The 14,448-nt window shown below is 59.3% G+C and carries 10 protein-coding genes and 6 pseudogenes; 7 read left to right on the top strand and 9 right to left on the bottom strand.

Annotation, left to right across the window (positions count from 1 at the left end):
• Positions 1–87: 87 nt before the first annotated feature.
• Both AC0L21_RS36725 and AC0L21_RS36720 read right to left on the bottom strand, forming a co-directional pair.
• Positions 88–585 carry an SET domain-containing protein-lysine N-methyltransferase gene (locus AC0L21_RS36725; RefSeq protein ID WP_473266758.1) on the bottom strand — a complete coding sequence of 166 codons (498 nt, stop codon included), beginning with the start codon at positions 583–585 and terminating at the stop codon, positions 88–90.
• Between the two features lie 1,746 nt (positions 586–2,331).
• Positions 2,332–2,625 carry a transposase gene (locus tag AC0L21_RS36720; RefSeq protein WP_473266754.1) on the bottom strand — a complete coding sequence of 98 codons (294 nt, stop codon included), beginning with the start codon at positions 2,623–2,625 and terminating at the stop codon, positions 2,332–2,334.
• Between the two features lie 827 nt (positions 2,626–3,452).
• On the opposite strand from AC0L21_RS36720, the gene AC0L21_RS36715 reads away from it, so the two are divergent.
• Positions 3,453–3,824 carry a hypothetical protein gene (locus AC0L21_RS36715; protein WP_473266750.1) on the top strand — a complete coding sequence of 124 codons (372 nt, stop codon included), beginning with the start codon at positions 3,453–3,455 and terminating at the stop codon, positions 3,822–3,824.
• A gap of 1,067 nt (positions 3,825–4,891) precedes the next feature.
• On the opposite strand, the gene AC0L21_RS36710 is transcribed toward AC0L21_RS36715, so the two are convergent.
• Positions 4,892–5,170, bottom strand: coding sequence for a hypothetical protein (locus tag AC0L21_RS36710; RefSeq protein ID WP_473266748.1), 279 nt, complete (start codon positions 5,168–5,170; stop codon positions 4,892–4,894).
• Positions 5,171–6,112: 942 nt separating this feature from the next.
• Here AC0L21_RS36710 and AC0L21_RS36705 point away from each other — a divergent pair.
• Positions 6,113–6,964: pseudogene (locus tag AC0L21_RS36705) on the top strand (ISL3 family transposase); the annotation flags it as partial.
• 388 nt (positions 6,965–7,352) lie between these two features.
• Here AC0L21_RS36705 and tnpC read toward each other — a convergent pair.
• The 4 genes and pseudogenes from tnpC to AC0L21_RS36685 all read right to left on the bottom strand — a co-directional run bounded on the left by tnpC (position 7,353) and on the right by AC0L21_RS36685 (position 9,753).
• Positions 7,353–8,877: pseudogene (gene tnpC / locus AC0L21_RS36700) on the bottom strand (IS66 family transposase).
• Positions 8,878–8,946: 69 nt separating this feature from the next.
• Complete coding sequence (gene tnpB / locus AC0L21_RS36695) at positions 8,947–9,303, bottom strand: IS66 family insertion sequence element accessory protein TnpB (protein WP_473266746.1); 357 nt, start codon at positions 9,301–9,303, stop codon at positions 8,947–8,949.
• Positions 9,300–9,536, bottom strand: a complete 237-nt coding sequence (locus AC0L21_RS36690; protein WP_473266744.1) for a hypothetical protein — start codon at positions 9,534–9,536, stop codon at positions 9,300–9,302. The genes tnpB and AC0L21_RS36690 overlap by 4 nt, the downstream gene beginning before the upstream one ends.
• 43 nt (positions 9,537–9,579) lie before the next feature.
• On the bottom strand, positions 9,580–9,753 hold the full coding sequence (locus tag AC0L21_RS36685; RefSeq protein ID WP_473266740.1) for a transposase: 174 nt from the start codon (positions 9,751–9,753) through the stop codon (positions 9,580–9,582).
• A gap of 104 nt (positions 9,754–9,857) precedes the next feature.
• On the opposite strand from AC0L21_RS36685, the pseudogene AC0L21_RS36680 reads away from it, so the two are divergent.
• Positions 9,858–10,350, top strand: a pseudogene (locus AC0L21_RS36680) (transposase); the annotation flags it as partial.
• Between the two features lie 21 nt (positions 10,351–10,371).
• On the opposite strand, the pseudogene AC0L21_RS36675 reads toward AC0L21_RS36680, so the two are convergent.
• A pseudogene (locus AC0L21_RS36675) lies at positions 10,372–11,437 on the bottom strand (D-alanine--D-alanine ligase).
• Positions 11,438–11,751: 314 nt separating this feature from the next.
• Here AC0L21_RS36675 and AC0L21_RS36670 point away from each other — a divergent pair.
• Positions 11,752–12,390, top strand: a pseudogene (locus AC0L21_RS36670) (P1 family peptidase).
• Between the two features lie 23 nt (positions 12,391–12,413).
• Positions 12,414–12,509, top strand: a pseudogene (locus AC0L21_RS36665) (hypothetical protein); the annotation flags it as partial.
• On the opposite strand, the gene AC0L21_RS36660 reads toward AC0L21_RS36665, so the two are convergent.
• A complete protein-coding gene (locus AC0L21_RS36660; protein WP_473266760.1) occupies positions 12,483–12,698 on the bottom strand; it encodes a hypothetical protein in 216 nt (71 codons plus the stop codon). The pseudogene AC0L21_RS36665 and the gene AC0L21_RS36660 overlap by 27 nt on opposite strands.
• A 355-nt stretch (positions 12,699–13,053) precedes the next feature.
• On the opposite strand from AC0L21_RS36660, the gene AC0L21_RS36655 reads away from it, so the two are divergent.
• Together AC0L21_RS36655 and AC0L21_RS36650 are read left to right on the top strand one after the other, a co-directional pair.
• Entirely contained in the window at positions 13,054–13,176 is a 123-nt protein-coding gene (locus AC0L21_RS36655; protein WP_473266739.1) for a hypothetical protein, read from the top strand.
• A 111-nt stretch (positions 13,177–13,287) separates the two neighbouring features.
• Positions 13,288–13,701: a hypothetical protein gene (locus tag AC0L21_RS36650; RefSeq protein ID WP_473266756.1), complete on the top strand. Its 414-nt coding sequence runs from the start codon at positions 13,288–13,290 to the stop codon at positions 13,699–13,701.
• The last annotated feature ends 747 nt before the right edge of the window (positions 13,702–14,448 follow it).

The following is a 14,448-nucleotide window of genomic DNA, read 5'->3' as shown; positions in this document are numbered from 1 at the left end:
TCAGCACCCCGAGCCTACCGGCTCAAGGTGGGCAACGCCGACCTCTTCAGAAATTCAACAGAACCCGGGACATCCCCCGTTCAAAATCTAGTTGTTAGACGAACATTCCGAGGAGATCGAAAACAGATGCGGCAGCACGAATCGCTCTATTCGACTTAGATAGTCCCCCTGACCCGTTTCTAGCAAGTAACTGTATCCAGCGATAAGTCTGGGAGGCTCACAGCATCGACACGAGAAGCTCTCAGCGAGAGAGTATTCGGAGCAGTTGTAGTCGATCGTTACTTCGTCCCTGTCGCAACGAATCTCCTCGAGTGCAATCAGGACAATGCCACCACCTTCCACCTGGAGGCGGGCATTTGGGCGGCAACAGTGATTGACGAAGTCTATGTATTCACTACAAAGGTGTCTATTGCGATCGATTTGTATCGTTCTCTTGGTTGCCTTCGGATAGACCACGCCTTCAAGCTTTTCTATGACATTTCCCCTCGTTATAGTTTTTCTCGAAAACAGGCCGAACCCATTTATCTTAGATCGTCCGACGTAGATGCGATCTGGCGGCTTACAAACGTTATTAGTTTGGCTCATGATGTCACGTCTCCGATCTGACTCAACTTTTGCTTCTATCCCGTTCAGCTGTCGAAAAGGTAGCTGTGCTGCCTTGGTCATGCTCATGCGAGCTAACGCTCTGCCTTTAGGCTGGCAACCTGCGAATGATGGTAGTCTCCGCTCGTTGAGCAGCAACTCTGGCTTCCGATTGTAGATCGCCGCTTCGATTCCATGCTTTCGAGCCAGCTCGGCCGTCCTTCAACCTCATGCTCTTTCAATACCGCGCTTCTGTATTCGGTCTGCCTCTGTCGATCCCTTAAAGCGCGTGCCGCGGGTACCTACTTCCGTTGGTGCTCGGCAAAGCGCCACATGATGGGATTCGGTTGAATGGTCGGTTCAAGCTCATCGGCGTAGCCTGCCGCCTTGAGGACCCACGACAGATCATGCGAACTCGACGGTCCCACGCGCCTCGGCGAGCGTCTTTTTGGATGGCGATGGCGTCCTTACGCGCGCGCCGTCCACCGGAATTCGGTACCGTCGACCCCACGTTCGGTGAAGGACGACAGCCATCGTTCTGCCCAGCGCGACCTTCCCACAGTGCTTCCTCCTCGGTGAGCAACACGCACCGCCCAAGCCTTCGTCGGAGACCAGTAGGCGCCCACGGAGTGGGAATGCAGGAATCGCTAAGGATCGACCACGGTGGAGCGGAAGGTCACCCAAAGACCGGACCGATCCTGGCATCGGTCATCAAGAGTCAGCAGCCGGGTCGCTGCGCACAGCCTTTCAGAACCGGACGATCGAGTCGGGCGACTCTCGCATCAGCCCTTCGCGTCGGCAAGCAGCGGATACATAATCGCCTCCAGCATGGCGTCATCGCGACCAACTCACGAACTTCCGTCGCGAACAGAGTCCGCAAGACGATTCCGATTTTGAGACCGAGCGGACGCAGAAGTACTCGGCGGACATGCTCTGCGGGAGCGATGGGGCGGATGAGATGCTTGCGAGCAGCTGGGAACGTCCGCGGCATTTAGCTGCCGATGCTCGTGACATGAACGGGCTTGAACCATCCCGATCTCACCATCTGTGCGATCCTAGGGCGTCGTTGCGGTCGGCCTTCAGAGGCATGGCTGAAAGTGCCGCCTCAGCCTAGCGGTCTTCCAAACTGACGGCCAGCGGCCCAAGAGATTTGCGGCTAGCCGTGCTGAGGTCGGTCCTGCCTCCAGGCCCACGCGCACAACTCGACCAGGCCATGGCTCGAGATACTGCACAATCGGTGGCGCGTCCGCCGACGTCGTTCCCTCCTTGATAATCTTTCCGGTCTCGTCCACCGCACATATCGAGCGGAATTCAGCGAAACATGGAGGCCGACGTAAGATCATGACTTTTCCTCCTTGGATGGATTCCCTCCATGATCGTCAGTCAAAACGTGCTGCGTGCGGCGAAATAGGCAGACGATGGGGACCGAACACCAGTCTCACCGGTGAAACGATTTCGCTTCATGCCCTGTCCCTCGTCCTGGGCTAGAACGACTCCACACTGGATTAGGCGCCGGGAGGCAAGCTCAACACTCAGTTGCGCTCGCGCCTGTCTCTGCGACCCTGACCAGCTCCGAGCGCTATCGTCCTGCCGTTGGCGCGTTCAAGGGGAACTTTTGACAACAAGCAAGCAATTAAACGGGCCGAATGACACGATAGATGCTAGGGGCGACGGCAGACGAGGCATGATCGAGCACAGAGCTGGCCATTTTTCCAATAAGCCCCTGCACCGCCGCCGTAGTGCTGACTGTCAGGTTCGCGCCATGTTGTCGGATCCGCTCCACGCCGCAAGCCTAAGGCGACACGAGGACTCCGTAGTCGCCGGTAGCGAGGATCCGACGCCAAAGGCACAAAATGATAAGGTATTCGCCGAAGCTGGCAGCGCCAACTGGCCTAAACGTGCTCGACGCCGCCAATCATGCACCTGCTGGCGCCGGCCGCCATGGCGGCGGGCGACATCTGTGACAATCGCGCCCGGCTCGAGACTTTCCGCGGCAATCCGTGTCAAATCGCCCGGCCAGCGCTTTTCGACCTGCGCCAGCATACACTTCGATACGTGGGAACGGTTGTATTATGTCGTCAGAATGGTCGTCCATAGTGAGCACCCTTGCCGAAGATGACTCTTCCAACAGTGCTCCCAAGTCTCCACTCAAACAATCTGAAGTGCCTCGGCACTACGTTTACTTTCGACCGGCGAGCACGACTCGCCGCTCTCGCGATCATACTGGCGCTGGTGCGACAGAGGCCGCTGCGCTGACCAGACTTCATATCCCATAGATTACGGCAGATTGGGCGCCGGTTTTTAGCGGTTGAGCCGGGAATTGCGATAAACAAGAGCACGAGATCTCGTTTTCGAGCCGCAAGACGTCGCAATCGAAGACGGCTCGATCGCAGGTTCGTTGCGGAGTATCTCGCGCCTTGTGCCCGGCAATGCCCGCGTTACGGTGCGGGACATACGCCGGCGAGCTGTTTGCAGATCGCCGCTCAGAGAGGAAACTTCTCCGATCGCCGCGCAGAACAAATCGACAAAGCTGGCTCACTCCTGTAGGGAACTGCACAATATTTGACGCGCCACCTAGGAGCGTGTTTTGTGATCAATCTATTTCAAGTCGTCCGTACGGCACGGTGCTCAATACTGTCAATGTGAGATGGCGCGAATGCCTAGCACCCGAGCCTGTTTCAGTGGCTTGCCAGCGATCTCATAAATTGTGAGGGAGATGGCGCGGCCTGTGCGCGAGCAGCTGTTTTACCTTGTTGCGCGACCTTCGATGGATAATTCTTTCGGTAGTCATCTCAGTATTGCTCCAGGCATTTCGACAACATCTGTCTGCGATAAGCGGCGTCTCCGGGGGCAGTAGCGCCGGTTCGGCAATGTTCGCCCCTGCGCTCGACGCCCGAGAAAACGTCCCCCGATTCGAATGCCGTCGACGGAAAGACATACGCGCGCGCTTTCTCGAATACACTTTGGAGAAGCCGTTGACAGAATGCTCGGGCAGCTACGATCAATTCATTCTGCTAAGGGCTGACTTTCAGTCCCATTGGGCGACCAGCAACAACATGCCGGGCCTTTTGTTCAACACGACAGATACCGGCAGCGGCAAACGGGCCGTCATCTCTCCCTTTGACTTCGATCCGCTGCCTCCGAAAGACAGGTATCTGTGCGTTCTTGCGGCGATCAAACGTGCGCACTGGCGCCGCGCGATCTCCCTGGGGTTGCCGGCGGCGATCGTCTGGCCAAAATGACCGCATAACGCTCTCATCCGCAGGCCCGGCTGGTTGACGTCGCTGGCACGTTAGGGATAGCGTCGTCTTTGAAGACTTGCCCACCAGGTAGGGGCCCTGCAGTAACCCCTCGCAATACCACTTGGTAGCACCGCGAGCGGCTTGACCCTCACGGGAGCAAAGGTGGCCAGCTTTGGCTGACCACAGAGGCTTGCGGCATCTGCCAGGAACAGCGCTTTCAGGGGTTCACTACCCGATCCGCCGAGCCACCCGCTAGTTTCGCTAGCATAGCGGCTAGCAGGAGCAGCATCGGATTCTTTCCACATGGCGCCAGTCGCGTCAGCACTGCTCTCCGTGTTCTGCAGCAACTCTTTCCTGACGCGCTCGTCGGTCTTGGCACCGCTGCGCAACGTGGAAGTCTCTCAGCTGAGTGACCTTGGGATATGCCGGCCCGCGGCGCTCCAATGGTCCGGACACAAGCCGAAACTTTTCAGCTAGTCTCAACCGCGCGCCGAATCGCAATTCGTTCGGGCTCATACATCATGGGTAACGATACGCGTGGCATCTGTTCGACCTCATTGGCGGATCCAATTCGCGACGTCTCACCGCTTTCCGTCGCACCATCGCCTGCGCGTTCCAAGTCGACACTGCGGGACTTTGCTCTCGCCGCCACTCTTGTGCAGTCAATGGCTGTTGCAAAAGTAGGTTACGAGTTGCCGTAACGCGTTTGATTTGTACTGGTCGTTATACTTGATAACCCGACCGGCGCGCGTTCCTTGAGCCTCAGCTTCGCCGTCGTGCCTCTTGAGCGGACGGGAGACGCTAAAATTCCGTATCATGGCTGATCGCGGCGTGCGGAACGTCCACAAAGATGTTGTCCGGTAGACGCAATTCTCAGAACCAGAGAATCAACGAGATTAGGGTCGCTGAAACGCGCTTTCTGCGCTGATGCAACGACCACTGTAACGTTGGCTGAACGGCTGTCGCTGCGATCGCGATGGTTTGCGCCGGCTCATTTCATCGGAGCTGCAACTCCATTTCGTTGAATGGAGGAGCATCGCCTCGCTCAGTCGGCATCTTTGCTTGCGTCAAGACCCTTCGTGCGAGTTGGGCAGCGGAATCGAACCGCTGCCGAGGCCGCAGTTCGGGTGAGCTTCGGCCAGCGCCCGGACAACCTGCGCCGCCGCGAATTGATAGACGGTCGACATACCAGCGCTTGTCCCCGTTGTGTCCAGCATTGCGGGATTGGGTATCAGCGAGCCCAGCCGGAGCACAACACGCTGTTGCTGGGCCTCATCGAAGGGATCGAGGAAGAACTGCCAAAACCCGCGAGCATACATTGGAGCGCGGGTGCGCCGTAACGGCAAGGACGAAGATCTCCTTGCGCTTCAACCCCAGTCCCGGGCGCGGCCGCTGGACGGTGTTGGGCAACAGCTCCGTATCTGCACCAACGGATCCGTGCCGACGCTGAAGGACATGTTATTACCGCAGGCCGGACGGTCGAGTTTTTTTCTGCGTTGGCAGCCGCAAATTCGATCCTGTTGACGTCGGACTCGTTGCGAAAGTGCGAGCGAACGACGCCTGCGCGGCCGGCCTGACGGACTTCAACGTGTCGCCACTTGGGAATAGCAATCGCGGGCATTCTTTTGAGGGCAAGGAAACCGATATAACGAAGCTGCCGGCTGGGGTCATCGGGCCAGAACTAACCGACGCCGAACGGCGGGCACTTCTAAAGTATTTGAAGACGCGGTAAGGAAGCCACTACCATGAAAGCTCGGCGCTGTCGCCCGACAGCAAACCAGGTCGATCTTCTTGAAAGACACTATCCACGTAAACTCATCCGCGTATTGAAGACATGTCACTCACTCTCCTGAAAGGGAGCACCTGTCGTACGTTCCGAGGATCAGATGATGGCGGCTCTCCCTCTTGCTGAGGAGCGCCGGGCTTGGTTGATCAATTCGATCAGAGGGCTGAACTCTGGCCAGGATTAGAGGCTTGATCAGGAGTATTGCCATCAACTCAGGAGGTGCTCCGCGCTCGAGCGTAGCATGCAGATTGCGCTGACATCTACTCGGAACGTGAACTGGATCGCGCACGCGGGCCCATCCGCGCGATCGACAGAGCCATCCACTTCAAGATCGCATAAATCGCCGATCTTTAATGATGCGTCGCGAGCGGACATGTTCAATGGCGAGGCCAAGTGTCAATGGGCGTTCGACTGCGACCCCTATCGGCATCCAAAGGGGGGCTGACTCATTTCTGATGAAGTTTGCCAGGCGACTGTGGTTCTCAAACGGAGAATCAGCGCCATGCGGACCGGCTTTCAAATCTTAATCCTAGTACCGAGTGGTTCGGTGTTTTGATGGTGTAAGTGACTCAATGGATTCGCTTATTCTGGCTGTTCGGTCGAAAGCTGCGGAGGCTCGATGCCCTTTTTGCGCGACAGCGTCGAGCCGCATCCATAGCCGCTACGTCCGGCACGTTGCCGATTTGCCATCAGCGGGCAGAAAGGTGCGCCTCCGATTACTCACGCGACGCTTCACACGCGAGGTGCCGCATTGCCGCCGGCGGATCTTCGCGGAGCGGTTCGGAGAAGACGTCGTTCCGCTTCGACGGCGTCGGACGGCACGGCTCGAACCCATCGTCCATCACCTGGGGTTGGCGCTCGGCAGACGGCCGGCAGCAAGCTTCGCCAAGCGGCTCATGCTGCCTGTCAGCAACGATACCTTGCTGCGGGTAGTCCGCCGGCGGACGGCGATGCCGACGGATCCATTGGTTGTTGTGGGTATCGATGACTGGGCGTTCCGGAGAAGCCGTCGTTACGGGACCATCGTGTGCGATTTGGAGCGTCGGCGGATGGTTGCTTTGCTGCCCGACCGGGAAACGGCGACCGTTCAGGCGTGGCTGTCGAACCACCCGGGCATCAACATTGTGTCGCGAGATCGCGGAGGTGGATATGGCGAGGCAGCAGCCAAGGCGCTGCCGAACGGCATCCAGGTCGCCGACCGCTGGCATCTGATGGAAAACGCGAGCGTGGCCTTTCTTGATGCGGTTCGCCGCTCCATGAGCAAAATCCGAACCGCAATCGGAGCGACGACGTCGATCCTAAACTGCTGACCTGCGCGGAAACGCTTCGCTATCAGGGCTATCTGCGCGCGCAAGGACAGCCATGCTGTCTTTCGGTGGGCCCCGCCAGAGGGCTAATTGGCTAGTCCCAACAGAGGTGCGTTCTTGTCGCACGATTTGAAAGAAGGACTCTGGGACAGAGCCTACACAGATGCGCCACGACGAGGGGAAAACTGCCGGGAAGAGGAAACAGCGCGAGCATGTAGTTGAGCTGCTCGAAGAGCTATCGCCAAAGTGGGTGACGGAGGGAATCGGGAAGGCGGCATATCGTGGGGGTGCTTGACGCCTCCATTCTTCACCGTGTCCAGCGATAACGTCATCCAGCTGATTCAGCCAGGAATCGTCGATGATCAAATCACAGAAGTCTTGCGCAACCGGGCACGTGCCCCTCTCGCCAAAGCGTTCAAAGCGTAAGCGATGTTCTCAGGCCACGCGCCAGCGTTCTTGGGTAGCGAGAAAGGCCCAGGGTAGCAATTCGTCGATCTGGCTGTTCGGGTGATCGTTGGGACGATGCGGGTGATGACGTCGGCGAGATAGGCGTGGGGTTCGACGCCGATGAGCTTGCAGGTTTCGATCAGTGAGGCGATGACGGCCCAGTGTTCGCCGCCGCCGTCCGAGCCAGCGAACAGGGCGTTCTTGCGGTTGAGCGCGATTGGGCGGATAGCGCGCTCGACGACGTTGGAATCGATCTCGATGCGGCCGTCGGCAATGAAGCGCGTCAGCCCGTCCCAACGCGACAGCGCATATCGGATAGCCTCCGCGAGTTTGGTCTTCTGGCTAATCAGACTGAGCCTGGCGCGCAGCCAGGGTTCGAACTCGTCGGCGATCGGCCGGCTCTTCTCTTGGCGGACGGCGCGACGCTCGTCGGCGGTGCGGCCGCGGATCTGGGCTTCGATGACGTAGAGCCCGGCGATACGTTCGAGCGCCTCGCTGGCGATTGGTGCGGGACCGGCCGCGGCGAGTTCCTAGAAGCGCCGGCGCACATGGGACCAGCAGAACGCCAGTTCTACGTCACCGCGCTCGGCCAGGACCCATAGCCGGCATAGCCGTCGACCTGGAGAATGCCGACAAAACCCGCGAGGTGGACGATCGGCCGTTCGGCCTTGCGATCGGGAGCGTAGACATAGGCGACGGCGGGCGGGTCCGTGCCGCCCCAGGGTCGGTCGTCGCGGGCATAGGCCCAGAGCTGGCCGGTCTTGGTGCGGCCGCGTCCGGGATCGAGCACCGGGGCGGTGGTCTCGTCGGCAAACAGTTTTGTCGACTGCTTCAGCCTCGCGAGCAGTCGCTCATGCACCGGCCGCAACAGGAAGGCTGCCCGCCCGACCCAATCGGCCAGGGTCGAGCGATCCAGCTCGAGGCCCTGGCGGGCGTAAATTTGAGCCTGCCGATACAGCGGCAGATGGTCGGCATATTTGGCGACGAGTACCTGCGCCACGGTGGCTTCGGTCGGTAGCCCGCCCTCGATCAGCCGCGCTGGGGCCGGTGCCTGCACCATGGTCTCGCAGGCCCGGCGGGCATACTTCGGCCGCCTTACGACTAGGACCCGGAACTGCACGATATCCAATCGTTCGCTCACATCCTCGCCGATCCGGTGCAGCGCCTGCTGACAGCCCGGGCAGGCGTCATCGTCGAGGTCGATCAGCATCTCGACCCGCGGCAGATGCGCCGGCAGCGCTCCTCTGTTCCTGCGGCGCCGTGCGGCTCGGCTCGATCGGTCGGCAGCATTGGCTGCATCGGTTGCGGCATCACTGCTCGCCTCGACCTGCTCGACCTCCTCCAGGCCGAGCAGCAACTGATCCTCCGGCAGCGTCTCGGCCCGGCGGCCGAAGCGATGACGCTGCAACTCCTTGATGATCTGCTCGAGCCGCGCGGCGCGCGCCCGTTCGGCCAGCAGCATCGCCTTGAGCGTGCCGGGATCGTCCGGAAGCGTGTCGGCCGTCGTCGCCATGATGCGATTACACCATGCATCGCGGCATCCCGCGAGCGCGACATGCATACTGATTCACTGTGCCGCAGTTCAACTCGCCTGGATCGGCGACGGTGTCTCGCGCGCGGCGTGGACGCGCTTCCAGTCCAGTCCTTCGAGCAAGGCTGACAGCTGCGCCGCGGTCAGGCGAATGACGCCGTCCTGCACGTTGGGCCAGCAGAACGAACCGGTCTCAAGCCGCTTGGCGAACAGGCACACACCCGTGCCGTCCCAATAGATCAGCTTCACCCTGTCGGCGCGCTTGGCGCGGAACACATACACGGCGCCGGAGAACGGATCGGCCTGGATGCTCTCACGCACCAGGGCCGCGAGCCCTTCGGCACGCTTGCGGAAGTCGACCGGCCTGGTCGCCACCATCACCCGCACCGCGCCCGTCGGACCGATCACGTGCAGGTCTTCAGCGCATGGATCACGGCCGCAACCGTCGCGGCATCCGCGCCGCGGCCGACCCGGACGGCGACGCCGTTGATCTCGATCTCGATGATGCCGCTGTTCTCCGCCCCCTCGGGCGTCTTCCGGAAGTCGTCGGCGCTGCCGCGGTGAGCGCTCCGGCGGCGTGCACGATGGGGTAACGACAGCGGGCACGAACGTCTGCGGCTCGGGTCCCACCGGGATTGCAACCGGCTGTCGCATTTGTCGGCGCCACGTAAACAGCTGTTGCGGCTACAATCCGTGCCGCCGCGCGACCTCCGATACCACGGCTCCCGGGGCCAGCGTCTCCTCGACGAACCGCGCCTTGTCGTCGGCCGAGAACTGCCGGCGTCGGCCGCTCTGCGTGATGACCTCGACCCGACGAACCGAGGTCCTGGGCTCAAGCATATAGTCAAACTTAGACACAAGCCGATCTCTAATCAGAGATCGATCATTCCTCGCTCGACGCCTTCAATGGAAGGTGGGACCGAAACAGCGCTTAAGCCGGGGATTGCAGACCTTCTCGGCCAGCAGATTTGAAGACGACGGACGGCCAACAGCGCGTCGTCCGCCGTGGGCACCTGCCGGAGCGCTAGGTGATGACCGTTATCGCTCCGGTCGCCGTCCGCCAGCCGATTGTACGCGATCGCGAGGCCGCCGCTGCCGATCCTGGCCGCATCCGGTTCTCACCGTCTATCCTGCCGCCCTGCATGCGCCACTCGAAGTCGAGACGTGCTGCCGGTCCTTTATTCGATGGGGATTTCGACCGGCGGCTTTTCCGAGGCGCTGGCGGCGGTGCTTGGCGAGCATGCTGCCTCCGTTGTCGGCCTCCGCGATCGGCCGCTTGAAGGGCGGCTGGCTCGACGAGCATGCCGCGTGGCAAAAGCGCGATCTCTGCTGCCCGATCTGAAGCGGAGCGGACTCGAAGTGGCCCCGCAGCTCGTCATCGCCGATCGCGCACTCGGGTTCCAGAAGGCGGCCGGTGAGGTCTGGCCAAAAACGCGCGAGCAGCGCTGGTGGGTATTAGCTCTCGCAATTAGGGAATCATAGTCCAGGCCGTGCCCGACGAGAACGCTTGATGGCATCTTGAAGCAGTCTCTCAACCAACGCTCGATATGGTATGCCCGAAGCCTCCATCATCCGGGAAAACAAACTAGTCGGTTTAAGGCTGGGAATAGTGGTAACCTCGTTAATTAACACCTCTCCACCGGCTCGCACAAAAGTCCACTCGAGCGACGCCCTCGCAGCCTATCACCCTGAATGCTTCGCGAGATAGTTCTCGCAAAGTGTCGCTTGACGTTTTGTCAAGTTCGGCCTTTGGATGAATAAGTATGCCCGTTCCATCTCTCTTCGCTTGATAGGAAAAATATCCGTGCCGATCCGTCGGGATGATCTCGCCAGGCCATGAACAAGACAATGTACTCGGTTGCTCGGCATCCTGCAGCACGGCGCATTGAAATTCGCGTGCCTCGACATACTCCTCAACTAAGACCTTACTGCAATAGCAAAACGCGAGGTTGATTGCAGCCTCAAACTCCGTTTCGCAAGTTGCCTTACTAGCGCCGATAGATTCGTAAAGACATGCCGGTTTCACGAACAAAGACTCACAGCGGAGCGAGTTCTTGACAAGGTGAAACGAGACGTCCTTCGGCGACAGCAGCACCAAGGACCGCGCGACGGGAAGGCCCGCATCGCGTAGTATCCGTTTAAGAATTTGCTTATCCATGCATACCGCAGATGCGGGCCCTCTTGACCCGATGAACGGTACCCCAACTATTTCCAAAAACCCTTCAAAAGTACCATCCGGCATATACGGGAAGACGACGTCGATGCGACATATACGTTCGCTTACGTTCGAGCCATGGATCACAGCTTCGCCGCGCCTGCCTGGCAGGAAGATAAGTTGGGCGCTCGAGAGAGTTGGGTCCAAGAAAGGCACTTTCGCGGCGTCAGGCATCAACCACTCGCCGGTTTTCGCGATACTCACGAGTATCGGATCATAGAGGTCTCGATCTAAACTCTCGTATATAGATAACGCGCCCCGCAGCGACACGTCGGGGTTGCTAGCTGAGCCACCTCCAAATAATAGTGCGACCTTTAGCGGCGACATTGTCGGCTTCCTTACGTAGCTGGAGCGGAGCATGAAGGTCTGTGCTGAGGTGAGCGTGGAGCGAATAGAAACATCATCAACAACGACATAGCAACGCCCAGAATAGGTTGTTGTCGTAAGCTGACGAGAATCTCTGACGTGCACGTGCACTAGAAGACATTCACACTTTATTCACGCGCGATTGCGGACTCTTGCTGGAAAGGACGACTGGGCCTAAGACCGTAGGCGTGGGCACAGGCGTCGTGCTCAGCAGAGCTGGTAGGCAGCCACTGGCTGGATGGCTGCTCTCGCGCCACTGAACCAGGAGTTTCATCATGGCGAGATGGCAGCAAGCGGTCGAGTTGGCGATGACCGGTGTAATGACCGGAACGCACCGGATGAAGGAGGCAGGCTATTTCACCGGGCCTATTGGCGTCACTAACACCTACAGTCTCGGGACCGTCCATCAGTCAATTCTGCAATGGATGATCGCGAAGCCAGAAGTCGGCGTGGGGCCGTATAAGTTTATGCTCCCAATAGTCGGTGAAACATGCGATGACTATTTAAACGACATGGCGCGTTCCATGTAACGGCATCGCATGTAGTAGAGGCCCTGAACACGGCGTCCGGTGGCCCCCTGCCCGAAGTTAATGTTGGTGGTGGCACCGGGATGATCTGCTTCGAGTTCAAGGGAGGTACAGGAACTTCGTCCCGCGTCGTCCACCTGTTTGGGTCGACCTATACAGTCGGTGCATCGTACAAGCGAATTTTGGTGTGCGACCGCTCCTGAAATCCTCGGCGCGCCTGTGGGAGAGCATCTAACAGACAATCGGCTCTGGACCGGTGAACAGGGCTCAATCAACGCGATAGTTGCAACCGATGCGGCTTTGATGCCTGCTCAACTGGAGCGGCTCGCGCGTCGCGCCGGTGTTGGCGTAGTCCGCACTGGAGACCGCTCGGGTGACCTCTGCTAGCCTTTTCCACGGCAAACCTAAGCATGAGTGGGCCAGCGGTCGCGCCCGCCATTTGTAACCTTGCTTTGTTACCCAACAACAGCATCGACCAACTATTCGAAGCTACGGTTCAGTGGGTCGAAGAAGCGATAATCAACGCGATGATTGCGGCCGAGCCGATGTTTGGACGAAGCGGTAGGTTTGTTGCGGTTCCGCAGGAACCGCCAGACATATTGGAAGCCAACATCGCTTAGTTCCTCGGCCAGCAGGGGTCCCGTCCAACGCGCGAACCCGGTGGCCGCCTGCCCGATCTTGAATCGTTGAATCACGACTCCCGCCTTATGAAGAATGGGTACTAGGGCATTTTCCTACCTGATGGAATCGGAAGGGATTCCCTTGCGAGGCAAATTGTGATTCCCCGGAGGGCTGGTGATGGAGGCCAGCTCCCATGGCTAAACCACTCTCGCCGGACCTTCGCCTTCGCATTATTCGGGCTGTGAAGATGAAGGCATGAACGGTCGGGCGGCAGTCGGTTCGGCGTGGCGCCATCGACAGCGATCGAACTGGTCAGTGAGCGGCGAAGCACCGGTACCTGTGATGCGGGGGCGCAGGGCGGAGACCGGCGTTCAGCTCGCATCGAGGGTCATGCTGCGGAGATCCTCTCCATGGTCAAGGCTACCCGACATGATGCTGGCCGAGATCGCTGACCATCTCTTCAAGGTCCGCAGCGAGCGTTTCGTGCCGAGCGTGGTCTGGCGGTTCTTCGATCGCCGCAACGCCACGTTCGAAAAAAACGTCGCAAGCTAGCGAGCAGGATCAGCCGGTCGTAGCCGCTGAACGCGCGGCGTGGAGGGATCTCAGCCTGAGATCCGCATCCATCCGTTGGTGTTCATCGACGGGACGGGAGCCTCGACCAACATGGCGCGGCGCTATGGCCGTTCGCCGTACGGGCAGCGCGGTGTCGCAGCGCCCCCGCATGGTCATTGGAAAGACGACGACCTTCGTCGGCGCGCTCTGAGCACCGGCATGACTGCGCCGTTGGTCCTTGACGGCCCCATGGATAGTCCGGCGTACGAGGCTTACGTGACGCAAGTCCTCGTGCCGACACTCAGGCCTGGCGACATCGTGGTGATGGACAATCTCGCAGCACACGAGCGGGGCCCGACCTCAATACGATCGGAATGGCCGTCGCCAAGTTCAAAGCCGCCCTTCGAAAGGCCGCCTCCAGATCAGTCGAGGCTTTGGACAACGCTATCGCCCTTCGCGCTAGCCGCCTTCACCGCCCAAGAGTGTCTGATCTTCTTCGCCGCAGCAGGCTATGATCGTGTCTGATCAGAATTTGCTCTAGGACCACGGCTGGGATAAGCAGCATTGATAGCATGAAGCCTCATCTCAGCTCTCGCCCAGCGAACTCGTGTCGATCGAGCCCGAAGCCTGCAGCGAAACCAAACACCAGAGATATTGCCGTCAGGCGAAGCCAATTCAGATCTAGAGTGAGTCGATCAATAGAGAGCTGCCCCAGAACGCGTAGTACCAACGCAGGGAGAAGGGGCGGCGGAAAGGCGCATGCATCTCCGGACGTGAAAGATTTAGCGACAGCAATAGCACCTGGAAGTACCAGCGTCGGATGGACAAAAGCGCGAACAAGCCTGCCTGACCAATGCGAGAGTCTATCGATGATATCATCCAACATGGAGCCCTCTCGTGAGCGCACGGATCAGTCCAGGCCCGAAAGCGAACAGAATAAAAGCTATCGCGGCACCAAATGGCCAGTTGGATGTAGTGTGGATTTGATCGTAAGCAAAGCCGCCCATCATTTTGGCGCGCGGTCACCCAACGGGCCGGGGCGCCAACAAATGAAGAAACAGCCTTCATAGACAATCCGGCCATTAACCCAGGCGTTGAGAAAGGAATGATCACCTTCAGAAAAGTGCGCACCCGGTTCACGCGCAGATTGGTCGAGGCCGATCGAGGAGGGAATCTATTTCCATGATAGCATTCATTAGTCGTCCGTGAACAAGGCTCTAAGCGATTGAGCAGGAGTCAGTTTTCCGGTTGCGGCGGCATTTGAGATTGCAG

The organism is Bradyrhizobium sp. WSM4873, from assembly GCF_055811355.1.
The sequence above is the reverse complement of the archived record's forward strand: the minus strand, read 5'-3'. Positions and strand labels throughout refer to the sequence as shown.

Excerpts from the sequence above, each read along its gene's own strand:
- AC0L21_RS36725 (WP_473266758.1), bottom strand. The coding sequence starts at position 585 with ATGAGCCAAACTAATAACGTTTGTAAGCCGCCAGATCGCATCTACGTC.
- AC0L21_RS36720 (WP_473266754.1), bottom strand. The coding sequence starts at position 2,625 with ATGCTGGCGCAGGTCGAAAAGCGCTGGCCGGGCGATTTGACACGGATT.
- AC0L21_RS36715 (WP_473266750.1), top strand. The coding sequence starts at position 3,453 with ATGTTCGCCCCTGCGCTCGACGCCCGAGAAAACGTCCCCCGATTCGAA.
- AC0L21_RS36655 (WP_473266739.1), top strand. The coding sequence starts at position 13,054 with ATGATGCTGGCCGAGATCGCTGACCATCTCTTCAAGGTCCGCAGCGAG.
- AC0L21_RS36650 (WP_473266756.1), top strand. The coding sequence starts at position 13,288 with ATGGCGCGGCGCTATGGCCGTTCGCCGTACGGGCAGCGCGGTGTCGCA.